Raw genomic sequence first — 23,356 nt, forward strand, 5'->3', positions numbered from 1 at the left:
AGTGTTCATCCGTGAGCATCAGTCGGGGCATGGCAAGCTCGCAGTTTGTTGGTGTCGGAACCTGTATTCTGCGAGTTTGCCCCTATCCTGCCAATGCTATCCCTCAAAACGTCAACAGGCCCTAGACTCAAGAGACCTTTTCCACAAGGTCTGTCAAAAGCTTCGCGACGGTACCTGGCGCATGGTCCGCAGCATGATGTCCAGCTTCGATTTCGAAGACTTTGGCATCATGAACATACTTCGCTGCATTTTTTACATATTCAGGAGGACGAAAGCTATCATGTAGCCCCGCCCCGAAAAACACCGGACAAGATAACCTGCTCAATTCAGCAATAAGATTCGTAGCTGCCAGCATGCGAAAGAAATGAGCAAAGGAAACGGGATCATTACCGTACCAGCGCCCACGAACCAAAGAGAAATGCCCTGGATTACGGTCTCGATAATATTGGGGGTAGGTTCGATCAAGGAGTAGGGGCTCCATCAGGCGCATCCCTTCCGCCTCCATACGATCGGCCATCGCAAGGACGGCACTTCGAGCCGTATCAGCCACGTCCATTGCAGGGCCCAATGGGGCGAGACCCGCTACTCGCTCCGGATAGTTCAGAGCAAACTGTACAGCAACTCCGCCACCAACCGCACAACCTGACATCACCACAGGATCGTGAACGTCAAGGTAGTCAAGCAGCGCCAAAATATCGTCAGCGATATCAGAAAAACTGGGTTCTTCCTTAATTTTTTCCGAAAAACCCATCCCCCTCATTTCGGGCACAATTACCCCTTGATTAGGGGGGAGATGAGCAATCACTTGATCCCAGCTCTCGATGGAGCCCCCCATCTCGTGGATAAGCACTAAATAAGGGCCTCGCCCATGTAGCATCTTATACCTGAGACTTATACCTCTACCTTCAAACCATTTCATGCCAATATCTCCTTATTTCATTTATCGCTTTCACTTCACCTTTTTTACATATTCGGATAGTTCGGCCCGCCGCCGCCCTCCGGCGCCACCCAGGTAATGTTCTGGGCCGGGTCCTTGATGTCGCAGGTCTTGCAGTGCACGCAGTTCTGGAAGTTGATCTTGAAGCGTGGCTTGCCCGCGTCATCCTCGACCACCTCGTAGACCCCCGCCGGGCAGTAGCGCTGGGCCGGCTCGGCGTACTCGGGCAGGTTGTCGCGGATTGGTAGCTCGGGGTCGTCCAGCCACAGGTGGCAGGGCTGGTCCTCCTCGTGGTTGGTGTTGGAGAGAAACACCGAGGAGGGCTTGTCGAAGGAGAGCTTGCCATCGGGCCTGGGGTAGTCGATCTTCTCGAACTCGCTGGCAGGTCTCAGGGCCTCATGGTCCGGAGTGGTGTCGTGGACGGTGGGCAGCTTGCCGCCGAGCAGCTGGTCGACGAAATTGTAGGCGCCGCCGCCCACGGTGCCATACTTGTGGATCGCCGGGCCGAAGCTGGCGCTCCCCTTGAGCTCGGCATAGGCCCAGCTCGCCTCCCACTTCTCGGTGAAGGTGGTCAGCTCCTGGCCGCCCTCGTCACCCCGGGCCAGCGCCTCGAACACCGCTTCGGCGGCCACCAGGCCGGACTTCATGGCGGTGTGCAGCCCCTTGATCTTGGCGAAGTTGAGGGTCCCGGCGTCGCAGCCGATCAGCAGCCCCCCGGGGAAGGTCATCTTCGGCAGGCAGTTCAGCCCGCCCTTGGCGATGGCTCGGGCGCCGTAGGCGACGCGTTTGCCACCCTCCAGGTGCCTGGCCAGCACCGGGTGGTGCTTCATGCGCTGGAACTCGTCGAAGGGCGAGAACCAGGGGTTCTGGTAGGAGAGGTCCAGGATCAGGCCCACCACCACCTGCTGGTTGTCGCCGTGGTAGAGGAACCAGCCGCCGTGGGTACCCTTCTCCAGCGGCCAGCCCGAGCCGTGCAGGATCAGCCCCGGTTCGTGCTGCTCGGTGGGGACGTCCCACAGCTCCTTGAAGCCGATGCCGTAGTGCTGGGGATCCTTGCCGGCGGCCAGGTCATAGGCCTCGATCAGGCGTTTGCCGATATGGCCCCGGGTCCCCTCGGCGAACAGGGTGTATCGGGCGTGCAGCTCCATGCCCGGCATATGGCCATCCTTGGGCTGACCGTCGGCGCCCACGCCCATGTCGCCGATCAGGATGCCCTTGACCACGCCCTCCTCGACGATCGCCTCCTGCGCGGCGAAGCCGGGGAAGATCTCCACGCCCAGCCCCTCGGCCTGCTCGGCCAGCCAGCGGCACAGGTTGCCGGCGCTGATCACGTAGCGCGTGAGCTCGCCGCCGGTATTGTGCATGGAGGGCGGCACCAGGGCGTTGGGCAGCTTCTGGCCCTTCTCGGCGTCCTTGAGCAGGTAGACCTCGTCGCGGCTGGCGGGGGTGGTCAAGGGCGCGCCGCGCTCCTGCCAATCCGGGAACAGTTCCTGCAGGGCGCGGGGCTCGAAGATGGCGCCCGAGAGGATATGGGCACCCACCTCGGAGCCCTTCTCCACCACGCACACGGACAGTTCCTGCTCGGCCTCGCCTGCCTGCTGCATCAGCCGGCACGCGGCGGCCAGGCCCGAAGGGCCGGCACCGACTATGACCACATCGAATTCCATGGATTCGCGTTCGCTTTCTGACGCCATGTTCCGCCCCTTCAAGAAGAAAAAAGTCGACGGAAACGGCAAACGCCACTGCCGCCGACAATCGGAGAGACCACTCCTGAATCAAGTCCAACTGCTATAGTTTGCCTTCCAGCTCGGGCAGGACCTCGAACAGGTCGCCGACGAGTCCGTAATCCGCGACCTGGAAGATCGGCGCCTCCTCGTCCTTGTTGATGGCGACGATCACCTTGGAGTCCTTCATGCCCGCCAGGTGCTGGATGGCGCCCGAGATGCCCACGGCAATGTAGAGCTCGGGGGCGACGATCTTGCCGGTCTGGCCCACCTGCATGTCGTTGGGCACGAAGCCGGCGTCCACCGCGGCGCGGGAGGCGCCGATGGCCGCGCCCAGCTTGTCGGCGATGCCGTCGAGGAGCTTGAAGTTGTCGCCGTTGCCCATGCCGCGGCCGCCGGAGATCACCACCTTGGCCGCCCCCAGTTCAGGGCGGTCGGACTCGGCCAGCGCCTCCTTGACGAAGGTGGACTGGGCGTTGTCGGCCACAAAATCGACGGCCTCGATGGCGGCGGAACCGCCCTCACCCACCGCATCGAAGGCGGTGGCGCGCACGGTGATCACCTTCAGCGCGTCCTCGCTCTGCACGGTGGCGATGGCGTTGCCGGCATAGATCGGGCGCTTGAAGGTGTCGGCGCTCTCCACCGCGATGATCTCGGAGAGCTGGGCCACGTCCTTGAGCGCGGCCACACGCGGCAGCACGTTCTTGCCGGTGGTGGAGGCACAGGCCAGCACGTGGCTGTAGTCGGCGGCGAGCTCACTGATCAGCGCCGCGGTAGGCTCGGCCAGCAGGTGGGCGTAGGCGGCGTTGTCGGCCACGCGCACCTTGCTGACGCCGTCGAGTTTGGCCGCGGCCTCGGCGATGGCGGCCACGTTCTCGCCTGCCACTAGCACGTCGATATCGCCGCCGATGGCCTTCGCTGCCGCGACCACATGGGCGGTGGCGCCGGCCAGGGCGCCGTCGTGATGTTCGGCCAGGACCAGGATGCTCATGAAATCACCTTCGCCTCGTTCTTGAGTTTGTCGACCAGCTCGTCCACGGAGCTCACCTTGACGCCGCCCTGACGCTCGGCCGGCGGCTCGACCTTGAGCAGCGTGACCTTCGAGGCCACCTCGATGCCGAGATCCGCCGGGCTCTTGACGTCCAGCGGCTTCTTCTTGGCCTTCATGATGTCGGGCAGCTTGGCGTAGCGCGGCTCGTTCAGGCGCAGGTCGGTGGTGACGATGGCGGGCAGCGACAGCTCGATGGTCTGCAGGCCGCCGTCGATCTCGCGGGTCACCTGCACCTTCTCTCCGTCCACATCCACGGCGGAGGCGAAGGTGCCCTGGGGCAGGCCGGTCAGGGCGGCGAGCATCTGGCCGGTCTGGTTGTTGTCGGTGTCGATGGCCTGCTTGCCCAGTATCACCAGGCCCGGCTGCTCCTCTTCCACCAGCTTGGCCAGCGCCTTGGCGGCCCCCAGCGACTCGACGCGCTCATCGGTCTCGACGTGGATGGCGCGGTCGGCACCCAGCGCCAGCGCGGTGCGCAGCTGCTCCTGCGCGGCCTTGGGCCCCACGGTGACGGCGACGATCTCGGTGGCGACCCCGCGCTCCTTCAGGCGCACTGCCTCTTCCACGGCGATCTCGCAGAAGGGGTTCATGGCCATCTTGACGTTGGTGAGGTCGACGTCGGAGTGATCCGGCTTGACCCGGATCTTGACGTTGTAGTCGATGACGCGTTTGACCGCGACGAGTACTTTCATGAGTAACACCTTACAAAGTGCGATTAGCCTGCTTAAGAATCACCGAGGCGCGATGGATGACAGGGGCATCCACCATCTGGCCATCGATCTGGAACGCGCCAGTGTTCACCTGGGCGGCCTCCACGACCCGGCCGGCCCATTCGACAAGGCCCTGATCGGGAGTAAAGGAGCCATTGACGATCGAAACCTGGTTGGGATGGATACACAACATGCCGGAGAAGCCCATCTGGGCTGCCATCCTCGCGGCTTTCTCGATTCGGGCGGTATCGTGTATTTCGGGAATGACGGTCTCGACGGGCGCCGGCAGGCCATAGGCGCGTGAAGCGACGACGAGCCGATAGCGGCACTGATGATAGAAAACCTCCGCCCCCTCCGAAGCCGGATCGATGCCGAGGTCGGCCGCCAGATCGAGAGCACCGAAGGTCAAGCCTGCTACCTCTGGCGCGGCAGCAATCTCGTTGATGCCAAGCAGCCCTCTGGCGGACTCGATAAGCGGCCACACCGGCTTGCCAAGGCCGGCGACCCGACGGATATCTTCAATACTTTCCACCTTCGGCAGCATGATGGCGTCGACACCAGGAAGCTCGGCACAGAGCTCAAGGTCTCGGACCAGCGCCTCTCCTCCCGCGTTGACACGAACTGTGAAACGGGCACCGGTGGAGGCTGCCATGAACTCCTGCAGCAGGCGCCGTGCCTCGTCCTTTTGGTCCTCGGCCACGGCATCCTCGAGATCAACGATGACCGCATCGGCGGCGCCCGCCAGAGCCTTGCCTATGCGGTCGGGGCGCGTGGCAGGCACGAATAGATAGGAACGGCAACTTTCCAGAAACACGTGCAACTCCCTTCAGGTCTTGGTGAACGATCACGGCTCATCATGCGTGGCTAAGATCAGAAGGAGCGAGGCAGCTCCAGAAGATGCTCCGCCACATAGGAGAGGATCAGGTTGGTCGAGATCGGGGCCACCTGATAGAGGCGCGTCTCGCGGAACTTCCGTTCGACGTCATATTCGGAAGCGAAGCCGAAGCCACCATGAGTCTGCAGACAGACGTTGGCCGCTTTCCACGACGCTTCCGCCGCCAGGTACTTCGCCATGTTGGCACTGGCGCCGGCGTTGGTACCGGTGTCGTACTCATGGCAGGCGCGCCAGCGCATCAGGTCGGCAGCCTCGACATCGATATGCGCCTGAGCGATGGGAAACTGTACCCCCTGGTTCTTGCCGATCGGTCGGCCGAAGACCTCGCGATCTCGGGCATACTGACTGGCCTTCTCGATGAACCAGCGGCCATCCCCGATACATTCGGCGGCGATCAGCGTTCGCTCCGCATTGAGCCCATCGAGTATGTAGCGAAACCCCATGCCCTCTTCGCCGATCAGGCTATCAGCAGGAATCTCCAGGTTGTCGAAGAACAGCTCGTTGGTCTCGTGGTTCACCATGTTCGGAATCGGCTGGACGCTCAGGCCGTTACCGATCGCTTCGTGCAGGTCGACCAGAAAGATCGACATGCCCAGGGACTTACGTGTCACTTCCTCGATCGGGGTCGTGCGCGCCAGCAAGATCATCAGGTCAGAGTGCTGGATGCGCGAGATCCAGACTTTCTGACCATTGACGACATACTTGTCGCCCTTGCGCACGGCCGTTGTCTTGATCTTGGTGGTATCGGTTCCAGTAGTAGGCTCAGTCACCCCCATAGACTGCAGGCGCAGCTCACCTGCGGCAATCTTGGGTAGGTACTTTCGCTTTTGCTCCTCGCTACCATGTCGAAGCAGCGTGAACATGTTGTACATTTGGCCATGCACGGTGCCGGAGTTGCCGCCACAGCGATTGACCTCCTCAAGAATTACGGAAGCCTCGGTAAGCCCAAGGCCGGAGCCGCCGTACTCCTCGGGAATCATGGCAGCCAGCCACCCCGCCTCGGTCAAGGCGTCGACAAACTCTTTGGGGAAGCCCTTGCGCTCATCGACGGCACGCCAGTAGGCATCATCGAAGTTAGCGCACAGCGCTCGGACACCTTCACGAATGGCGTTGATGGATTCCTTGTCGTGGGTAAACATCACTTAGTCTCCTTGTATTGAATCTCGGCCTGGTGGGCGGGGCCTTCGTCGTTGAATGCCAGAAGCGCGCAGCTCTGATCCTGATTCTCGATACCACCGACCAGGAACTCCTTATCGGCAATCAGTGGGCGAATGCCACGGAAGGCGAATCGCTGCGGGGCCCGGTGGGGGAAGCGCTGCGTAAAGCTTCTCAGCAGCAGCGTCGCGATCATGGGGCCATGCACCACCAGGCCGGGATATCCCTCCTGCTCGGTGGCATAGGGCAGGTCGTAATGTATGCGATGGCTGTTGAACGTGGCAGCCGAGTAGCGAAACAACATAACGGACGAGGGATAGACGGGATCCTGCCAATCCACGGGGGGCACCTGCAGGGAGCTCGCAAGCTTGGGCGGGGCGGGTGCCCGATAGACGATATCTTGCTCCTCTCTCACGCATGTGACGCCATGCTGTAGATACTCATGCTGGACTGTGACGAAGAGCAGGGCGCCGGTCTTGCCCTGCTTTTCCTCAATCGACCGGATAGTGGAGATGCGCTGCGCATACTCCTCGACTCGAAGCGGCTGCAGGAAGCTGACACGGCTTCCCGCCCACATACGGTTGCGCCCTTCCACCGGGGGAAGGAAATCCCCTGTCAGGGGATGGCCATCCATGCCGAGCCGGGAGCCTACCACCGGCTCCTGGAAGAAGGCCCAGTGCCATAGGGGCGGCAGGGCATCCCCCGCGGCCAGCGCATCGTCGCCGAGAGTGACGGCCAGCCGCCTGGTCATCGAGGAAGAAAGGAAGTCGACAGAGTGCTCCTGCCTTCCCAGCCAGTTGTCAAAGGTCGATAAGGGCATCATGGCTCTCCCATTTCCCAAAAGGTTGTTTGAATCAATCGACCATACATGTCGGAAACATCGGCCTAGCATCTACCAAGTGACGGCAGTAGCATTTCGTCATTTCTTTCGCCTTCTTCATGGCACACCAATTGGTCAGAACGGATACTGGATATTATTGTTTTTATTGCCTTACCGTCGCGCATGAAGCATCACGCTCCGTACCTGCAGCCCCCCAATCAGCGGTCCAATCAACTCGACGAGTCGCAAGAAGACCACACATCAAACGCTATTTCTCGGTAGGAAGGACTTCATCGCTGAATTCTGTTTCGGCAACCGAAGAGCGCTGGCAGAAGCTGTAATGCCATGCGGCCAGATTGCTGCGGCCCTGCCTCCAGTTATGATCACCGAAGCGAAAGTCGTAGTAGCAAAGCGCCACCCCGATTGAGACATGACCCGCATCGAAAGGGCGCGACTCGATGATCTCGGCCTCGCTCTCTAGGACGTCCAGACCCGCTTCGAACTTCTTCAAGTTGGCCTCGACGACCCTCTCGTCGATCTGGTCTTTCCTGCGCATGCGTGTTTCGATCAGCAGGGTGACGCCAACCTCCAGCATGCCGGTGCCGATTGCCTCGTACCGCAGGGTCGCAAGTCGTTCTTCTGGATCGGACGGAAAGAGTCGGGGCCCTTGCGTTCCCGTCTGATCGACCCACTCCAGGATCACGCGACTGTCAAAGAGCGGGGGAAGGCCCGGACGCTCGAGCGTGGGGATCTTGCCGAAGGGGTTGATAGGTAGGAAGTCCAGCGGGGGCAAGATGGGGTCCGCCACGGTTCGACGTGTTACCACTTGATCCATCAGGCCCTTTTCATGCAGCGCCACCATGACCTTGCGGACATAGGGGGAGCGCGGAGACCAGTGCAGGGTATTCATTGCGCTATCCTTATCGTGGAGTTAGGGGTTATCGCCACGCGGCGGTGCCGGTGATGTCGCGGCCATGAATCAGTGCCAGGATGCCTTGCGTGCCATCCGGTACCTGGAAGACCCGAGCATCGGCCCACAGCTGAGCTAGGCCCAGCTCCTCGGTGACCCCCATGCCACCGCAGAGCTGCATGGCGGTGTGAATCACCTTGACGGCGTTCTCGGTCGCCAGGCGCTTGGCCATCGCCGATATGCCGTTGGAGCGAGCACCAGAATCCAGCTTCGCCAACGCCATCAGGCAGGTCAGCCGAGCACTGGTGATCGCCGCATCCATGTCGGAAAGGTCCTGTTGGACGAGCTGGCGGGAAGCGAGCGGCGCTCCGAACTGCTGACGCTCGAGCACATGCTGAAGCGCGGTGTCGTATGCTCTTCTGGCGATGTTGAGCGCCATCAGACCGATCAGCGGACGATTGGCATTCCAGACGATGGTCATGTACTTGCCCGCATCTCCGGGCGAGCCGATGATATGTGACACCGGCACCTCGGTACGATCGAAGATCACCTCGCAGAGGTGTCCCTGCTTCAGACCCGCCAGGGCCGTCTCCCTGAGCCCCACCTCGGACTTCGACAGGTCGACCAGCACCCGCTGCGGGATGGGACGTCCACGCTCATCCTTGCCTGTCGAGCACGACACGATCATGCAGTCACAGATGGAGGCATTGGTGATCCACATCTTGGATCCGGTGATGAAGGCACGGTCTCCTTCCAATTCGAGCTTCGTCGAGATGGTATTGGAATCGGAACCCGCATTCGGCTCCGAGTTGGCCGTGCAGACAATCTTGCGGCCACTACGAAAGTCGTCAAGGTAGCTGTCGCGAACCGATTCATCTGCCCCCGCGTTGAAACGAACGGTGGATCCATCATGTGACAGCAGGGAGAGCGCAATCACCGGCGGCAGCTGTTCCATGACCAGGCCGTAATCCAGCATCGACAGCCCCGAGCCACCGAACTCCTCGGGCAGACGAGAGGCGGTGATGCCAAACTCCTCCAGATGACCATAAATCTCCTGCATCACCAGCTTCGATAACGGTCGGTCGGCAGGCTCGCGCGCAAGGATCGGGACCAGGGTCTCGTCGGAGAGCCGCTTGGCGGCTTCCGAGAGCATGCGTTGATCACTGTTGAGTTCAAACTGCATGATATAAAGCTCTCTCTATTCCTGTAGGGCGAGACGCCTCAGTTGCCGGTGTAGTGCGGGGTCCGCTTTTCACCGAAGGCGGTGCGGCCCTCGATTCGATCGGCGCTGTCGCGCAGCAGCCCCCAGGCGATATTGGATTGGGCGATATAGTCCGCAGGCGCGAGATGTGCCGTTTCGACCGCAAGCTTCTTGACCATCTGTACCGCCAGCGGACCATTCCTCGCGATACGCTCGGCAATTTCCAGGGCGCCATCCATCAGGGCATCCGGCTCGAAGACATCGCTGACCAGGCCAATATTCAAGGCATCACACGCGCCGATACGATCGCCGGTCAGGGCGAGCTTCATGGCATGGGCGGCAGGTATCGCTCGCAGCAGGGCCTGGACGCCACCGATGGCGGGAACACTGGCTACCTTGACCTCGGGCAGAGCGAAGGAAGCGGTCGTCGATGCAAGGCGAATGTCGCACTGCATCGCCAATTCGAGACCGCCTCCCAGGCAATAACCATTGACCGCTGCGATCACGGGCTTCCAGATCTGCAGGTCGCTCAGGTCGATCAGGCGGGTATAGCCACCATCCTCCGCCTCGGCGGCACGTCCGATCAGCAGATTGCGCGCGAAGCCTCGCTCCGGCGGAAAGGTTTTCTTCAGATTCGCTCCCGCGCAGAAGGCACGGTCACCAGCCCCCGTCAGCACGATCACGCGACAGCCATCGTCGTCCTGACACTCACGCAGCCGCCGACGCAAGGCCATCAGGCCCTCAGGGGTCAGCGCATTCATCGCCTCAGGGTCGTCGAGTGTGATGACGCCAACGTGGCCTTGCTGATGGAAGGTTACGCTCATCGTCTTCCCCTTCGATTCGTTAAACGCTCGGACTCGACAGCGAGCGACCACCACAGACATACAGGAGCTGGCCGGTCACATAGGTGTTGTCCTCAGAGGCGAAGAAGGCGACTGCCCGGGCGATATCGTCGGGTTGCCCCATTCGCCCCACCGGCACCGTCTTCTCCAGGCGCTGACGCTGCTCATCGGTGTAGCTCTGCATCAGCGGGGTCTCGACGATACCAGGTGCCACGGCATTGACCGTGATGCCCTTGCGTGCCAGCTCGATGGCCAATGTCCTCGTCAGGCTTACCACCCCGCCCTTGGCGGCCGAGTAGTTCGCCTGGCCGAAGCCGCCAAGCCAGGCGCGCGACGAGATGTTGATGATCCGGCCGCTCCCGGCCTCGATCATCGCGGGCACCACGGCCTTGCAGCACAGGAACTGGGACTTGAGATTGACGTTCAGGACGGCGTCCCAGTCCTCCTCCTCCATGTTGACCAGGCGCTTGTCACGGGTAATCCCCGCATTGTTGACGAGTACATCGGGCGCCTTCCATTGCTGGATAAGCTCCTCAACGGCGCCCTCTACCTCGGCCTTTCGAGTAACATCGACCACCTGGCCGATAAACCTCTCTCGATCGATCCCCAGCCTCTCGGGCAGGGCCTCGAGAGCGGCGGCGTCCCGGTCCCATACGACGAGACGATAGCCACGTGTCACCAGCTCTCGGCTGATGCCCAGGCCGATTCCCTGCGCGCCGCCGGTCACGATAGCAATACGATCTGACATGGTGGCGTTCCTCAAACCGACAAGATGGTGACGACGGCGATGGCGGAGTCCCCGGCCAGCTGCCCGCCGTTGTTCTCGGCGAGTGCCACCTTGGCGCCCTCTTTCTGCCGCTTGCCTGCAGTGCCACGCAGGTGATGAACCAGCTCGATGATCTGGCCGGCCCCCGTCGCACCGATGGGATGGCCTCGGCTCAGCAGACCACCGCTGGGATTCACCGGAATGCGCCCGCCGATCGCGGTATCCCCGGAGCGAATCAAGTCGATAGCATCGCCTCGCTCGCAGAGACCGAGGTTCTCGTAGTGAATTAGTTCGGCGGGCGCAGAGGCATCGTGCAGCTCGACGACGTCGAGATCCTGCGGCCCAAGTCCGGCCATCTCGTACGCCTTTCTGGAAGCACTGACGGCAACCAGGTCGCGCTCGCCGTGGGCCTTGGCCGACACCACCGCTGACGCCCTGACCCGAATATTCGGGGTATTGAGCTTCTTCGCAAAGGCTTCCGAGGTCAGCACTATGGCCGCCGCACCATCGCCGATCGAGGAGCACATGAACAGCGTCAGTGGATCGCTGATCATACGGCTCTGCATCACCTCCTCGATGCTGGTCTCTTTCCTGAACTGGGCGCAGGGGTTGAGGCTGCCGGCATGACGGCTCTTCACCACCACACGGGCGAAATCCTCGGCGTTGGCGCCGCTTGCCTCCATCCACTTGCGTGCCTTGGCGGCATAGAGGTCCATGAAGAGAGAGCCGGAACCCGCCTTATACCCCTCGGGAAGCGGCTCCTCGAGGTCCACCGCCCGCTGGAAGGCCCCGAAGGAGACGGCCTTGTCCTCGTGGGTCAGTTTCTCGCTGCCCATCACCAGCACGCAGTCGGCCTGGCCGCTCGCGACCATCAGCCAACCCAGGTGAAAGCCCGAGCTGCTGGAGGCACACGCATTCTCGACGTTGAACATCGGCGCACCGTCGAGGCCGGTATTGCGCAGTGAGGATTGCGCACGAATCATCTCCTGCCCGGTCACGACACCAGCGGCGGCATTGCCGAACACCACCTGCTCGACCTGGTCGGCCGTGATGCCTGCGTCCTTGAGCGCCAGCTCGACGGCCTCTTCGGACAGCGACTTCAGGTTACGGTCGAGGAACTTGCCGAAAGCCGTCATTCCCACACCGGCTACGATAACTTCTCTCATTCGTTTTTCCTCCAAACTTCAAGACTTGGGCAAAGACAGCCTCTTGAAACTGCCACTACCGATCGCGACCACGTTGCCGTCGGCGTCGAGTACTTCTCCGCGACTGAAGACGATCTTCTTACCGCCACCCACGATTCGGCCACGAGCCTGAACCAGCGGCCCCCGGGGCGCCGCAAGGTATTCGATGGAAAGCGTCAGGGTGACCGCCCTGACCAGGTCGTGGTGATTCTCTACCACACGGGCCGGGAAGCCACAGGCGGCGTCCAGCAGCGATGCCAAGACACCGCCATGGACCCGCCCCTCGGCATTGAGGTGACGCTGAGCCAGCTCGAGCTCGAAGCGGGCCCCGTCTTCGCCGAGATGGAGCAGACGCAGGCCGAGATCGGCCATGAAGGGGCTCTCAGACAGGATGTCATCCAGCTTCCAAGGACTTTGGTATGAAGTTGGAGTACTCATGGGCGTTCGAATACCGCTGCGATGCCCTGCCCGCCGCCGATACACATGGTCTCCAGGCCATAGCGCGCCTTGCGACGGTCCATCTCGTGCAGCAGTGTCGTCAGGATCCTGACGCCGGTGGCACCGATCGGGTGCCCAAGGGAGATCCCCGAACCGTTCACGTTCACACGCTCGAGATCATCCAGCTCCAGTCCCTTGAGGACGGCGAGTGCCTGGGTGGCGAAGGCCTCGTTCAACTCGATCAGATCGATCTGATCCAGCGTAAGACCGGTGCGCTCGAGCAGCCTGCGTGTCGCCGGCACGGGGCCGATGCCCATTCGCGCAGGGTCCACCCCGGCCGCACTCCACCCCACCAGGCGCCCCATGGGGGTAAGGCCATGCCGGGCCAAATAGTCGCCCGACACGACCAAGCAGCCGGCCGCGGCATCGTTCTGCTGGCTGGAGTTACCCGCCGTGCATACCCCCCCCTCGCGCAGCGCCTTCAAGCCGGCGAGGCTCTCGGGAGTGCTCTCGGGGCGTATCCCCTCGTCGCGCGACACGGTGGTGCTCGAGCCCTTGCGTCCCGGCACCTCGACCGCGCAGACCTCGGCATCGAAGCGGCCGCTCTCCCACGCCGTGTGAGCCCTGGCATGACTCCTGGCGGCGAAGGCATCGGCCTCCTCCCGGGTGATGTCGTACTCGCGGGCCAGGGTGTCTGCCGTTTCCGGCATGCCCGAGATGTACCCGAAGCGCTCCTCGGGTTGAGACCTCACCCGCCCCCTGTCTAGGCGATCGTGCAGGGTCACGCTTCCCGCACGCGCGCCCCAGCGCATGTCGGTGGAGTAGTACTCGATATTGCTCATGCTCTCGACGCCGACCACCATCACCGCATCGGCCTGCCCGGTCTGGACACACATGGCCGCATTGACCACCGCCTGCAGGCCCGAGCCACAGCGACGATCCAGCGTGTAGCCGGGCACCTCCAGGGGGAGTCCCGCCGACAGGGCGCCGTAGCGTCCCAGGCAGGGGGCTTCGCTCGAGGCGTAGGACTGCGAAACGATCACCTCGTCGAGGGGCGCACCCTCGAGCCCGGTACGCGCCATGAGTTCCTTCACGATGCGTACCATCAGATCGTCGGCCGTCAGCGGCCGAAAGGCGCCACCGAATTTCCCGATGGGGGTGCGGACAGGAGACACAACGTAGGCTTCATTAAGTTTTGTCATGGCGAAACAGTTCCTTCTCGGTCTCCTGCAGGTTGGGGATGAGGCGGATCCTCTACGGGAGCTAGACGCCTAGTCCGTATCGCGGACATATGTCCACAAATAAAAGACGAGTCGTGCAAGGCTGTCAAGCCTGATGCCCGCGCCTACATCTAAAGTTGAAGAACTTCTCTCGAGCGGCGCATCGCCCCCCTCACTTATCTCTTGACAGACTGCTCCAGCTTGGCTTGACATAGGCCTCACTCGTGCTATTTTGGACATATGTCCACTGTACGAACAACACGAATCCAATACCTATCTCTTCCAACCCGCTGTTTTTTGGGGATGTTTCAGTAAAGGACGGTAAGCCCATGATAAATAAGTTCACCTCATCGATCGCCGAGGCCTTGGAGGGAGTGCCCGACGAGGGGACGCTGCTCCTGGGCGGATTCGGCGCGGTCGGGCAGGCCAACCTGCTGATAGAGGGGCTTCTCGAGACCGGCGTACGTAACCTCACCGTGGTGGCAAACAACGCGGGCTATGGCAACGTGGGACTGGCCAGGCTCCTGAAGGAAGGCAGGGTCAGAAAGCTGATCTGCAGCTATCCAAGAATCGCAGGTTCCACGGTCTTCGAAGAGCTCTACAGCGCCGGGAAGATCGAGCTCGAGCTGAATCCACAAGGGACCCTGGCGGAACGGTTGCGCGCGGCCGGGGCCGGGGTTCCGGCTTTCTATACCCCCACCGGGGTCGGCACGAAGCTTGCCGAGAACAAGGAAGTGCGCGAGTTCGACGGTCAGGCCTACGTCCTGGAAAAGGCCCTCCACGGCGATGTCGCGCTGGTCGAGGCATGGGAGGCCGACCGCTGGGGCAACCTCACCTATCGCAAGGCCGGCCGGAACTTCAACCCCGTTTGTGCCACCGCCGCGAAACTCACCATTGCACAGACTCAGCACGTGAAGGAGTTGGGCGAGCTGGACCCTGAGGGCATCGTGACCCCCGGTATCTTTGTCAACCGAATCGTGCATCTCCCCTATGGCGACCCGCAGGAATAAAACAAGAGGCTACCGACGATGACGCAGACACAGTGGACCCCCAGAACGCGTTCCGACATCGCTTCCTGCGTGGCTCGAGACATCCCCGAAGGCTGGTACGTCAACCTGGGCATCGGCGTTCCGACGCTGGCCGCCAACCGGGTGCCAGAGGGCAGGGAGGTGATCTTCCATGCGGAGAATGGCATCCTGGGTATCGGCCCCGCTCCCGAGGAGGACAAGGTCGACCGCTGGATGATCAATGCCGGCAAGCAGCATGTCACCCTGCTGCCCGGGGGCTCGTTCTTCCACCATGCCGACAGCTTCGGCATGATCCGTGGTCGCCATCTGGATCTCTGCGTGCTGGGAGCCTATGAGGTCTCCTCGAGGGGCGACCTTGCCAATTGGGCACGATCGAACAACGACTCGGCTCCCGCAGTGGGAGGTGCCATGGACCTGGCGGTAGGCGCCAAGAGGGTCTGGGTCGCCATGAACCATACCACCCGGGATGGAGCCCCCCGCCTGGTGGAACGCAGCCAATACCCCTTGACCTCCCAGCGGTGTGTAAGCCGCATCTACACCGACCTTGCCGTCATCGATGTCACCGACGAGGGCTTCGTGGTCCGCGAGATGATCGGTGGCATGACACGCGATACCCTTCAGCACCTAACCGGTGCACCACTCAAGTGGAGATAGCAGCATTCTCTGGACAAAAGCCTAGTCGAGGAAAAAATGACAACACCTTCTAGTAATTTGGAAAAGCGGATTCAACTACTCGAAGATCGCGCAAAAATCACCCAGCTTCGTGCATATTACTGCCACGTTCTTGACGATCGCAACTGGGAGGAGTTGGCCAGCCTATTTACCGAAGATGGTGAATTTCAAGGCCTTGCTCATGCAGTGGGGCGCGCGGAAATTTTCCGCTTTTTCAGTGAAACTGTCGCCAATATGGCCGAAGGCTTCTGGCACTTCTGCACGAACTCAACCATGCATATCGAGGGTGACCAGGCGACAGGACGCATTTCGATGCAGTACCTGTCGCTCAAGGATGGTAAAAGCTACGTATCAGCCGGCCACTATGACGATACATTTCAACGCGTGGACGGCGAATGGAAGTTCAAGAAGAGAAAGATCACCTTCTACTACTATTCGACACTTGACAAGGGCTTTGTGGGCCAGCCGACCTATATCAATGTCGATGGCACCCCCATCTCAGAAAGTGTCGAGTGATCGTTACCGAGGCAAAGGAGTCACTACATGATTCAATCACGGCACGTCGGCAGGGCGAAGGTCACTCGAGTTGTCGAGTACAGCGCGCCTACACACGATCCAGCGTTCCTGTTCCCGGACCTAACACAGACCGAGCTGGATTCGTTCTCCGACCTACTGGCACCCAATCACTATGTGCCAGAGATGAACCGGCTTATCATCACAATCCAGATCTGGGTAGTACAGATCGACGACAAGGTCATCCTGATCGATACGGGGGTCGGCAACGACAAGCCTCGCACCGCCCCGCGCATGCGCAACCTCAATAACCGTGTAGGCGAATGGCTCGAAGCCGCCGGCGCAAGTTTCGAGAATGTCACGCACGTTATACAGACTCACATGCACTCAGACCATACCGGCTGGAATACCATGCTGAAAGATGGCAATTGGGTACCCGCATTTCCGAATGCTCGCTACTTAATGCCAAAAACGGACTTCGACTACTGGAATCAGGCCATCGAAGAAAAACCCGACATGGCCATGGATAATAGCTGGGGCGACAGCGTGACACCTGTCGTCGAGGCAGGAGTTGTCGACTTTATTGAAGACGATGCAGGTAAAATTCTGGACTGCCTCACGGTTGAGCCTGTGCCCGGCCATACGCCCGGAATGCTTAGCTATCGCCTCGAGTCGGATGGCGAGGAAGCTCTTTTCTGTGCAGATGTATTTCACTCCCCGGTCCAGATTCTCAAGCCAGAGTTGAACACTGCATACTGTGTTCTTCCCGAAGTGGCACGCGATACGAGGAAGCGAGTGCTTGAAGAGGCCTGCGAGCGACGCATTCTCCTGATGCCGATGCATTTCGGTGTACCCTGTTGCGGCTATATCCAAAAGACCGAGAATGGCTACAGGTTCGAGGGTGCCGAATGGCCCTGATTCGTCTCATGCTGATAGACGAGCCCGACTGCCTCTGAACTGCACCCCGAAAGTTGGACACCCAATCCAACCTTCGGGGTGCAGTTCAGAGGCAGTCGGGTTTTCATAGAAAGAGGTGTGGACACGACAGGTGGCCTGCTCCGGCCCGCACCCTACCAATTAGCCACACGTTCAGGCTCGATGAAACGATCCCTACGAGCCGCCCCATATTGCCGATGGGTAGATCGGCCCAAGGTACGCGCTCTGCGTGACGCTAGGTCAGGCCATAAGGCCTGCCGTACGATACATCGTTCGGCGGCCTGACGTCGACAAGGTAATCATGGCTGCTGCTTACCAGCCCACCGTCACAGCAAGCTTGCGAGAAGTCTCGATCAGCTTGGGCAGAAACTGCTCGACCAAGTCTTCCTTCGCGTGACGTGCCGAAACGGTAGAGGCATTGAGCGCCGCTATGGTCCTGCCGCTCGGGCTCATGATGGGCACCGCTATCGAACGGATGCCGATTTCAAGCTCTTCATCATTTATAGCAAAGCCTTTGCTGCGTATCTTAATAATCTCGTCCCAGAACTTTATGGGATCGGTAATGGTTTTCTCTGTGAAGCCATTAAGCCTATAAAGTTGCAGCCAGTTGTGCAGATCTTTATCCGACAAGGCGGCAAGAAGTACTCGCCCAATCGAGCTGCAGGCAGCGGGCAGGCGAGTGCCATTGGTGATGCTCGATGAATAAATACGGCGCACCTCTACCCGCTCGATGTAAACAATCTCTCCGCCATCGAGCATTCCCACCGAAGAGGACTCATCCAGACTACGCGTCAGCTCCTCGAGTATTTTCGCGGACTCTTCACCTAGACTGTTTGGCACCAAGAAGCCACGTGACAGGTTGATCAGCTTCGGAGTCAACCAGAACATTTTGCCATCGGTATCGACATAGCTAATCTGTTTAAGCGTCAGCAAAAGGCGTCGTGAGGTCCCTCGAGTAAGCCCTGTAATTTTGGCCACATCGGTCAGAGTCAACCGCCCCTGATGTCTCAAAGAATCCTCAGACGTGAAGCATTCGAGAATTTTCATCGCCCTCCCAACAGCGCTGACAAACTCAGTCCGTGGGAACGCATCTTGACTCGAAAGAGACTCTGCCTTTGGGCACATACATGCTTCCTGTTACTCAAATAACTGTGTGGCTTGGGTCTGCTAATCATCGATTCTGAACAATTCGACTCGTGCAGCGCCTTAATGTGATCGCATCCGGTTACGAAAAAAGCCAGTTAGCTGATGACGGCTCTTTCTGAGCCCTACTAGGCTGTGGCATTTCACGGATACCGCATCGAGTAGGAATCGATACCGCTTAGACTTTCGTCTTATTGCCAGCGCTCAACACTTTATTTAGCGTATTAATTTGTTTGGTGACGTCCCCTCACTATTGGCCTCGAAGCATACCTCTTTACCTGAGTCAGGTCGGTGAACCCTGCCGCTGCTACTATCGGATCAGTGCATTTCGGTGTGCCACAACTCATATTCAGTAAACTTATCCATGGAAAGCCCCGAATGCCTGCCTGATGACTTCCCTCCGCGGTGCAGAAGGGGACCGCAGCCGGCTAGCCGCCCAATGGGTGGCTAGTGTTGTTTACTACTAAGCCAGTGCCATCATTGATCCGCAACTTGGGGACTGCCGGTCGGCTCATGCCGCTGATACGTCATCATGAGCGAGGAGCATAGCTAATACCATCGTGTTTCTCCAATAGGTATCGCAACCGCTTCTGTAACCTCAATAGACGAGCACGTGCTGCAGCTCGGCGCGGTGCTCCGGTGCGGCAATTTCTAACATTAACCGTTTTCTTTCCGACAGGGTGCGCCCTCGCAAGTCTGCCACACCGTACTCGGTCACGATGATGCCCGCTTCACTGCGCGGTGTGCTAACCGGCCCCGACAATGCCCCTACGATACGGGATGCCCCTGTCTTCCTGACTGTTGCGGGGAGGGCTATGATGGGCAAACCTCCCCTTGACCTATGCGCACCGCGGAGAAACTCTGCCGCACCGCCGACGGATCCGATGTACTGACCATTGGCCACCTCGGCGTTGACTTGCCCCGTCAGATCAACCTCTACGGCGGAGTTGATCGCTACAAACCGATTCTGCTCCGAGAGAATCACCGGGTCATGTGTGTAAGATGAAGGGCATAATCTAATCGAGTCATTCCTGTGCGCGAAATCGTAGAGTCTTTGGCTTCCCAACAGCCAACCCGTGATGTTGACACCACGGTCGTGGACCTTTTTAGAATTATTAATGACCCCTTTCTTTATAAGCTTGACGATACCATCACCAATCACCCCTGAGTGAACTCCCAGATCTCGGTGACTCTCGAGCGCACCAAGAATAGCATCGGGTAACTGCCCAAGCCCCATCTGAAGCACCGATCCATTCTCGACCAGCCCAGCGACATGATCGGCGATTTTTCTCTCCGTCACGGTAGGTTCTGGGAGAACAAGCTCACGAATGGGTCGCGATGTTTCAATGACAACATCGATCTCTTCCCTACCGATGCTTATCATGCCAGGCACATCCGGCATCTGATCATTGATCTCAGCGATGACGATCCTCGCTCGTTTTATCAGTGGGGCGATATACTCCTGCAGTACGCCAAGGTTATGACGCCCGTCTGCTCCAGCGGGTGGCAGGTGAAGCAGCAGCACATCGACAGGAGTCAACACGCTGGCCAAGGTGGAATACGGTACTGGCAAAACTTCCAGGAGACCGTCTTTCGCCAAACGCCTATTCGTTCCGCTCGCGCAATATGAACGAAATGTTATTTTATCTGTATAGAAGGGATCTGGTGTTCGAGACAGGCTGAAGCCGATCGTTGCCGTCAAGGGTCCGATATCGTGACGCTGACTGATCAAGGCATTGGTGATGGTTTCGGGCTCCGCCCCCGCCTGCCCCCAGACAACAGAGTCTCCAGATTTTATCCAGTCACTGAGCTCGAGGGAATCTTGGTTAATCACTACCGTCGACGCATTACGCATTGCCGTTCCCTTTTCTCTAACGGTCCGTTGGCTTTTATCACATAATACCGGGCAGCCAGGTCACCACATTCGGAAACGCTGTCATCAACACGACCGAGAGGAGGAAGATCAGCAGTACCGGGAAGCTGGCTCGGAAGACTTGACTCACAGTAAGGCCAGGAGCCGCAGCGGACAAGGCAAACAGTGTATACCCGAAAGGTGGTGTAATGCCTCCTACCGTCAGGTTAATGAGCAATATTGTCCAGAACCAGATCGGATCGAACCCCTGTGCAGCCACTAATGGCTGATACAGCGGCACCGCCATAAGTATGAAGGCGATCTGATCAATGAACATACACAAGATGACTGGAATTATCATCATTATGATGAACATAACGATGGGATCCAGACCCAGGCCTGTCGCCCAATTGACCAACCCTTGGGATGCACCAGTAAAAGATACGAGCTGACTGAACAAAGAGGATGACGCGATAATAATCATGATCATCGCGCTCAACTTGACCGATGAGGTTAGCGACTGGCTGAACATCTCGACACTTGCACGATTATAAAAAATGGCAACTAAGATCGCTCCTAGCACACCGGTCGCGGCTGATTCAGTGGGGGTCGCTATACCCAGCATGATCATGCCCATCACCATGAAGACAACAAACATGAATGGGATCATTTTTAGCAGCGCTCCTGCTGTGGTGCCCCCTTCTTTGTCTTCTTCGTCCTGCTCATCGCTAGGTGCGATACTTGCGTTCCTCTTGATCGAGAGGAAGATGTAGGCGCCCGTCAGGCATGAAATTATAATACCAGGCACGATCCCGGCGATCAGCAAGCCGGCGATTGATACATTCGCAAGGGACCCGATGATAATCGCAAGCAAGGAGGGGGGGATAATAGGTGCCAGTGATGCCCCTGCCAGAATGACCGACGCTGACATCTTGGGAGAGTAGCCCCGTGACTCCATATTAGGAAGTACCGAGCGGCCCAGCATCGCGGAGACAGCCACGGCAGCTCCGGAGAGTGCCCCGAAGATGGTCGCCAGCAGCAACACTACTACATATAGCCTTCCCTTAATCTTTCCAACGAGCCGATTCACGGAGTTGAAAAGAACGTCGACACTCCCTGAGCGAAAGAGAATTTCACCCATCAAGATAAATAACGGAATCGTCACGAAGCCCATCGTTGTCATGCTATCGCCGACACTGTTGACGAACATTCCATAACCTCGTGGCCCCATCATGACCATGGTGGCCGACAGGTTGACCACGAGGAATGCGATGAACACATTTATTCCCGTAGCCATCAAGCCGATCAGCGCGCCGAAAAATATCAGCAAAGTGACAAGCCAATCCATTACTCTTCACTCCCATTGTCAGGAAACATCGAAAGGTAGGCAAAAACCAGTCCTGACATTAAGTACCCAATGGTTAAGCAGCCTGTCACATAAGCTTTCGGTATCCGCCATGTCCCCTGGGTATTTATTCCCCGATCGACCTGCGTCCAGAACACATCTTGCATGATATAAGCCACGATGACACAGACGATGGCACAGACGGCAAACATTACTCTCTGATAAATATGGTTTGCTGGAAATTTTTGCGAAAAGATCGATATCGAAACATGCCCCCTTCTCCTAGTCACTTCGGGCAAACCAAACATGACCACTACCGCCAATAGATAACGAACGCTGTCAGAGCCCCACCGAGTGGGGCTATCGAAGAAATGGCGAGACGTTATTTCAATCAGCGTGATGCACACCACTCCCACCAAGGCCATGCAGGCTATGCCTAGACTTACTTTTATCGACAGGTCGAGAATTCCCTCGACCTGACTCTTTATGGCTCTTGAGGCTATGTTTATCACTGAAGAATTCCTGCTTCTTTAGCCTGTTTGTACATCTTATCTATCACCTCGTCGTGGCCCAGGCTTCTGGCTGTCTCCCAAGCACCATCTGCGATTAGTTTATCCAGGCGCGCAGCATCTTCTTCTGGCATCTGGGTAATTTGCACGCCCCGCTTCAGAAGCTCTGCTTCTTCCTCGGCAGCCAGTTTGTCAAACCTAGCCACAGTTTCTTTCTCAATCTCAAGAGCCGCTTTCATAATCACGTTTTGCTCTTCTTCCGACAAGCTTTCCCACGTGTCAAGGTTCATGTAGGCAAAAAGGTCCACCGTACCGAAAGTTGGACGTGAAATATAATCTGCAACCTCATACCACTTTTGCTCCAGCATTCCCACCAGTGTTGTCCCCGCCCCATCTACAACCCCTGTCTGAAGAGCAGAATAAACGTCTGTCATGGGCATAACAACCGGAGAGCCGCCCAAACCTTCAATAGCCGGGTTATAGAGCTGTGTTCCTCGAATCTTTCTTCCTTCAAGCGATGGAGCGTCTTCAACCGGATCTTTGAGCATAAAATTGAAGGCTTTCGAACCGGCCGGCGCAACAAAAATAGCTTTCAGGCCTAGCCCGTTATAAAACTCATCCATCGTGTCGATAATACCTGATGAACGCCGCAGCTCAGGGTCTGGCTCCGTTCCTTCTATACCAAGTGCAACGCTTGCCGATCCGATATGATACGCAGGAGCCGTAAACAAGATATCAAACAACCCAGCTTGAACTGGCTCCAGTTGTTGAAACGCAGGTACCACATCGGGTCCAGCCATAGTAATCGAAGTTTCTCCGTCAGATAGCTCCGACACTTTTTTCATAAAGGGTATTGCAATATGTTCGTTATAAGCTTGGTTCGAAGCCCAGCTCGACAGCATTCTAAGTTCGGTTGCTAGCGCAGGAGCTGCTGTAATCGATGTAAATGAGGCCACGGCTGTTGCAGCTAGAATCTTATTTAATTTCATTGCTTCACCCTATTATACCTATTGTTCCAGAGGAAGCCTTTACTGGCCCCTAGGTGAATGTAAGTCCGCCTTACGGACTAATGTCCATTAAAGTATTTGCCCATATGCCTGTCAAGGCTCTTATTGGCCGAAAATGGCGATGCCTCTTAGACGATAGTGGTAATTTCCCTCGCGAAGCCCCTGCTCAAAACTAGTCCCATCACGGTGGGCGCTGAGAAGAATTCTGTAACCTTTCCCAGAAACTGACATACCGAAGTAGTGTGGCGTATCGATTACCGAGCTGGCCCGGCAGGACGGCGTGTCCGGGCAGCCCCTCTACCCCAGAAGGTCAAATACAGCGGCACGGAGGTTTCAGAGGCCAAGCGCTAGTTAGTGCTTCCTGCCGTACGGAATGTAGTGGCACAGTGAATCTGGCCACCTGACTTTGAGTGTATGATGGCTCACAGAGACAATCAGGTGCAGATGATGACGAAGAAGAGAACGTTTAGCCCGGAATTTCGCTTGGAAGCGGCCCAGCTC

23 protein-coding genes are annotated in these 23,356 nt (G+C 58.6%); 4 read left to right on the forward strand and 19 right to left on the reverse strand.

Annotated features, from left to right (window positions below; genetic code table 11):
- Nucleotides 1-127 precede the first annotated feature (127 nt).
- The 14 genes from R3F72_RS17440 to R3F72_RS17505 all read right to left on the reverse strand — a co-directional run bounded on the left by R3F72_RS17440 (nucleotide 128) and on the right by R3F72_RS17505 (nucleotide 13,832).
- On the reverse strand, nucleotides 128-919 hold the full coding sequence (locus tag R3F72_RS17440) for an alpha/beta fold hydrolase (RefSeq protein ID WP_332780332.1): 792 nt from the start codon (nucleotides 917-919) through the stop codon (nucleotides 128-130).
- A 44-nt stretch (nucleotides 920-963) separates the two neighbouring features.
- Complete coding sequence (locus R3F72_RS17445) at nucleotides 964-2,631, reverse strand: electron transfer flavoprotein-ubiquinone oxidoreductase (protein ID WP_332780333.1); 1,668 nt, start codon at nucleotides 2,629-2,631, stop codon at nucleotides 964-966.
- A 94-nt stretch (nucleotides 2,632-2,725) separates the two neighbouring features.
- The gene (locus R3F72_RS17450; RefSeq protein ID WP_332780334.1) at nucleotides 2,726-3,652 is read right to left on the reverse strand and encodes an electron transfer flavoprotein subunit alpha/FixB family protein; all 927 of its coding nucleotides are present in this window, start codon (nucleotides 3,650-3,652) and stop codon (nucleotides 2,726-2,728) included.
- On the reverse strand, nucleotides 3,649-4,401 hold the full coding sequence (locus R3F72_RS17455; protein WP_332780335.1) for an electron transfer flavoprotein subunit beta/FixA family protein: 753 nt from the start codon (nucleotides 4,399-4,401) through the stop codon (nucleotides 3,649-3,651). The genes R3F72_RS17450 and R3F72_RS17455 overlap by 4 nt, the downstream gene beginning before the upstream one ends.
- Before the next feature lie 10 nt (nucleotides 4,402-4,411).
- Entirely contained in the window at nucleotides 4,412-5,233 is an 822-nt protein-coding gene (locus R3F72_RS17460; protein WP_332780336.1) for an HpcH/HpaI aldolase/citrate lyase family protein, read from the reverse strand.
- Between the two features lie 56 nt (nucleotides 5,234-5,289).
- Nucleotides 5,290-6,453, reverse strand: coding sequence for an acyl-CoA dehydrogenase family protein (locus tag R3F72_RS17465; protein ID WP_332780337.1), 1,164 nt, complete (start codon nucleotides 6,451-6,453; stop codon nucleotides 5,290-5,292).
- Nucleotides 6,453-7,289, reverse strand: coding sequence for an FAS1-like dehydratase domain-containing protein (locus R3F72_RS17470; RefSeq protein WP_332780338.1), 837 nt, complete (start codon nucleotides 7,287-7,289; stop codon nucleotides 6,453-6,455). Before R3F72_RS17470 ends, R3F72_RS17465 begins: the two co-directional genes overlap by 1 nt.
- Before the next feature lie 268 nt (nucleotides 7,290-7,557).
- A complete protein-coding gene (locus R3F72_RS17475; protein ID WP_332780339.1) occupies nucleotides 7,558-8,199 on the reverse strand; it encodes a glutathione S-transferase family protein in 642 nt (213 codons plus the stop codon).
- Nucleotides 8,200-8,227: 28 nt separating this feature from the next.
- Entirely contained in the window at nucleotides 8,228-9,382 is a 1,155-nt protein-coding gene (locus R3F72_RS17480) for an acyl-CoA dehydrogenase family protein (protein WP_332780340.1), read from the reverse strand.
- Nucleotides 9,383-9,420: 38 nt separating this feature from the next.
- Nucleotides 9,421-10,224: an enoyl-CoA hydratase/isomerase family protein gene (locus tag R3F72_RS17485; RefSeq protein WP_332780341.1), complete on the reverse strand. Its 804-nt coding sequence runs from the start codon at nucleotides 10,222-10,224 to the stop codon at nucleotides 9,421-9,423.
- Nucleotides 10,225-10,243: 19 nt separating this feature from the next.
- Nucleotides 10,244-10,990: an SDR family oxidoreductase gene (locus R3F72_RS17490; RefSeq protein WP_332780342.1), complete on the reverse strand. Its 747-nt coding sequence runs from the start codon at nucleotides 10,988-10,990 to the stop codon at nucleotides 10,244-10,246.
- An 11-nt stretch (nucleotides 10,991-11,001) separates the two neighbouring features.
- The gene (locus R3F72_RS17495) at nucleotides 11,002-12,174 is read right to left on the reverse strand and encodes a thiolase family protein (RefSeq protein ID WP_332780343.1); all 1,173 of its coding nucleotides are present in this window, start codon (nucleotides 12,172-12,174) and stop codon (nucleotides 11,002-11,004) included.
- 18 nt (nucleotides 12,175-12,192) lie between these two features.
- A complete protein-coding gene (locus R3F72_RS17500; protein ID WP_332780344.1) occupies nucleotides 12,193-12,564 on the reverse strand; it encodes a PaaI family thioesterase in 372 nt (123 codons plus the stop codon).
- A 62-nt stretch (nucleotides 12,565-12,626) separates the two neighbouring features.
- Nucleotides 12,627-13,832 (reverse strand): acetyl-CoA C-acetyltransferase, encoded by a 1,206-nt coding sequence (locus tag R3F72_RS17505; RefSeq protein WP_332780345.1) that lies wholly within the window; start codon nucleotides 13,830-13,832, stop codon nucleotides 12,627-12,629.
- 347 nt (nucleotides 13,833-14,179) lie between these two features.
- Here R3F72_RS17505 and R3F72_RS17510 point away from each other — a divergent pair, with 347 nt between their 5' ends.
- The 4 genes from R3F72_RS17510 to R3F72_RS17525 are packed head-to-tail and all read left to right on the forward strand — an operon-like array spanning nucleotide 14,180 to nucleotide 16,981.
- Nucleotides 14,180-14,860, forward strand: coding sequence for a 3-oxoacid CoA-transferase subunit A (locus tag R3F72_RS17510; RefSeq protein WP_332780346.1), 681 nt, complete (start codon nucleotides 14,180-14,182; stop codon nucleotides 14,858-14,860).
- Nucleotides 14,861-14,878: 18 nt separating this feature from the next.
- Nucleotides 14,879-15,532, forward strand: coding sequence for a 3-oxoacid CoA-transferase subunit B (locus R3F72_RS17515; RefSeq protein WP_332780347.1), 654 nt, complete (start codon nucleotides 14,879-14,881; stop codon nucleotides 15,530-15,532).
- Between the two features lie 36 nt (nucleotides 15,533-15,568).
- Nucleotides 15,569-16,066, forward strand: coding sequence for a nuclear transport factor 2 family protein (locus R3F72_RS17520; RefSeq protein ID WP_332780348.1), 498 nt, complete (start codon nucleotides 15,569-15,571; stop codon nucleotides 16,064-16,066).
- Nucleotides 16,067-16,093: 27 nt separating this feature from the next.
- Nucleotides 16,094-16,981 carry an MBL fold metallo-hydrolase gene (locus R3F72_RS17525; RefSeq protein ID WP_332780349.1) on the forward strand — a complete coding sequence of 296 codons (888 nt, stop codon included), beginning with the start codon at nucleotides 16,094-16,096 and terminating at the stop codon, nucleotides 16,979-16,981.
- A gap of 330 nt (nucleotides 16,982-17,311) precedes the next feature.
- On the opposite strand, the gene R3F72_RS17530 is transcribed toward R3F72_RS17525, so the two are convergent.
- From R3F72_RS17530 to R3F72_RS17550, 5 genes are all read right to left on the reverse strand, one after another.
- A complete protein-coding gene (locus tag R3F72_RS17530) occupies nucleotides 17,312-18,124 on the reverse strand; it encodes an IclR family transcriptional regulator domain-containing protein (protein WP_332780350.1) in 813 nt (270 codons plus the stop codon).
- 616 nt (nucleotides 18,125-18,740) lie between these two features.
- Nucleotides 18,741-19,997, reverse strand: a complete 1,257-nt coding sequence (locus tag R3F72_RS17535) for an acetyl-CoA hydrolase/transferase family protein (protein WP_332780351.1) — start codon at nucleotides 19,995-19,997, stop codon at nucleotides 18,741-18,743.
- A gap of 37 nt (nucleotides 19,998-20,034) precedes the next feature.
- Nucleotides 20,035-21,342 (reverse strand): TRAP transporter large permease, encoded by a 1,308-nt coding sequence (locus R3F72_RS17540; RefSeq protein ID WP_332780352.1) that lies wholly within the window; start codon nucleotides 21,340-21,342, stop codon nucleotides 20,035-20,037.
- Nucleotides 21,342-21,764, reverse strand: coding sequence for a TRAP transporter small permease (locus R3F72_RS17545; protein ID WP_332780353.1), 423 nt, complete (start codon nucleotides 21,762-21,764; stop codon nucleotides 21,342-21,344). Before R3F72_RS17545 ends, R3F72_RS17540 begins: the two co-directional genes overlap by 1 nt.
- Before the next feature lie 83 nt (nucleotides 21,765-21,847).
- Entirely contained in the window at nucleotides 21,848-22,837 is a 990-nt protein-coding gene (locus tag R3F72_RS17550; protein ID WP_332780354.1) for a TRAP transporter substrate-binding protein, read from the reverse strand.
- Nucleotides 22,838-23,356: the final 519 nt, after the last annotated feature.

Source organism: Salinicola sp. 4072 (genome assembly GCF_036663415.1).
Taxonomy (GTDB): domain Bacteria; phylum Pseudomonadota; class Gammaproteobacteria; order Pseudomonadales; family Halomonadaceae; genus Salinicola; species Salinicola salarius_A.

What these genes read in the sequence shown, in the direction of transcription:
- R3F72_RS17440 (WP_332780332.1), bottom strand. Translation starts at nt 919, where the DNA reads ATGAAATGGTTTGAAGGTAGAGGTATAAGTCTCAGGTATAAGATGCTA.
- R3F72_RS17445 (WP_332780333.1), bottom strand. Translation starts at nt 2,631, where the DNA reads ATGGCGTCAGAAAGCGAACGCGAATCCATGGAATTCGATGTGGTCATA.
- R3F72_RS17450 (WP_332780334.1), bottom strand. Translation starts at nt 3,652, where the DNA reads ATGAGCATCCTGGTCCTGGCCGAACATCACGACGGCGCCCTGGCCGGC.
- R3F72_RS17455 (WP_332780335.1), bottom strand. Translation starts at nt 4,401, where the DNA reads ATGAAAGTACTCGTCGCGGTCAAACGCGTCATCGACTACAACGTCAAG.
- R3F72_RS17465 (WP_332780337.1), bottom strand. Translation starts at nt 6,453, where the DNA reads ATGTTTACCCACGACAAGGAATCCATCAACGCCATTCGTGAAGGTGTC.
- R3F72_RS17470 (WP_332780338.1), bottom strand. Translation starts at nt 7,289, where the DNA reads ATGCCCTTATCGACCTTTGACAACTGGCTGGGAAGGCAGGAGCACTCT.
- R3F72_RS17475 (WP_332780339.1), bottom strand. Translation starts at nt 8,199, where the DNA reads ATGAATACCCTGCACTGGTCTCCGCGCTCCCCCTATGTCCGCAAGGTC.
- R3F72_RS17480 (WP_332780340.1), bottom strand. Translation starts at nt 9,382, where the DNA reads ATGCAGTTTGAACTCAACAGTGATCAACGCATGCTCTCGGAAGCCGCC.
- R3F72_RS17485 (WP_332780341.1), bottom strand. Translation starts at nt 10,224, where the DNA reads ATGAGCGTAACCTTCCATCAGCAAGGCCACGTTGGCGTCATCACACTC.
- R3F72_RS17490 (WP_332780342.1), bottom strand. Translation starts at nt 10,990, where the DNA reads ATGTCAGATCGTATTGCTATCGTGACCGGCGGCGCGCAGGGAATCGGC.
- R3F72_RS17495 (WP_332780343.1), bottom strand. Translation starts at nt 12,174, where the DNA reads ATGAGAGAAGTTATCGTAGCCGGTGTGGGAATGACGGCTTTCGGCAAG.
- R3F72_RS17500 (WP_332780344.1), bottom strand. Translation starts at nt 12,564, where the DNA reads ATGGCCGATCTCGGCCTGCGTCTGCTCCATCTCGGCGAAGACGGGGCC.
- R3F72_RS17505 (WP_332780345.1), bottom strand. Translation starts at nt 13,832, where the DNA reads ATGACAAAACTTAATGAAGCCTACGTTGTGTCTCCTGTCCGCACCCCC.
- R3F72_RS17510 (WP_332780346.1), top strand. Translation starts at nt 14,180, where the DNA reads ATGATAAATAAGTTCACCTCATCGATCGCCGAGGCCTTGGAGGGAGTG.
- R3F72_RS17515 (WP_332780347.1), top strand. Translation starts at nt 14,879, where the DNA reads ATGACGCAGACACAGTGGACCCCCAGAACGCGTTCCGACATCGCTTCC.
- R3F72_RS17520 (WP_332780348.1), top strand. Translation starts at nt 15,569, where the DNA reads ATGACAACACCTTCTAGTAATTTGGAAAAGCGGATTCAACTACTCGAA.
- R3F72_RS17525 (WP_332780349.1), top strand. Translation starts at nt 16,094, where the DNA reads ATGATTCAATCACGGCACGTCGGCAGGGCGAAGGTCACTCGAGTTGTC.
- R3F72_RS17530 (WP_332780350.1), bottom strand. Translation starts at nt 18,124, where the DNA reads ATGTGCCCAAAGGCAGAGTCTCTTTCGAGTCAAGATGCGTTCCCACGG.
- R3F72_RS17535 (WP_332780351.1), bottom strand. Translation starts at nt 19,997, where the DNA reads ATGCGTAATGCGTCGACGGTAGTGATTAACCAAGATTCCCTCGAGCTC.
- R3F72_RS17540 (WP_332780352.1), bottom strand. Translation starts at nt 21,342, where the DNA reads ATGGATTGGCTTGTCACTTTGCTGATATTTTTCGGCGCGCTGATCGGC.
- R3F72_RS17545 (WP_332780353.1), bottom strand. Translation starts at nt 21,764, where the DNA reads ATGGCCTTGGTGGGAGTGGTGTGCATCACGCTGATTGAAATAACGTCT.
- R3F72_RS17550 (WP_332780354.1), bottom strand. Translation starts at nt 22,837, where the DNA reads ATGAAATTAAATAAGATTCTAGCTGCAACAGCCGTGGCCTCATTTACA.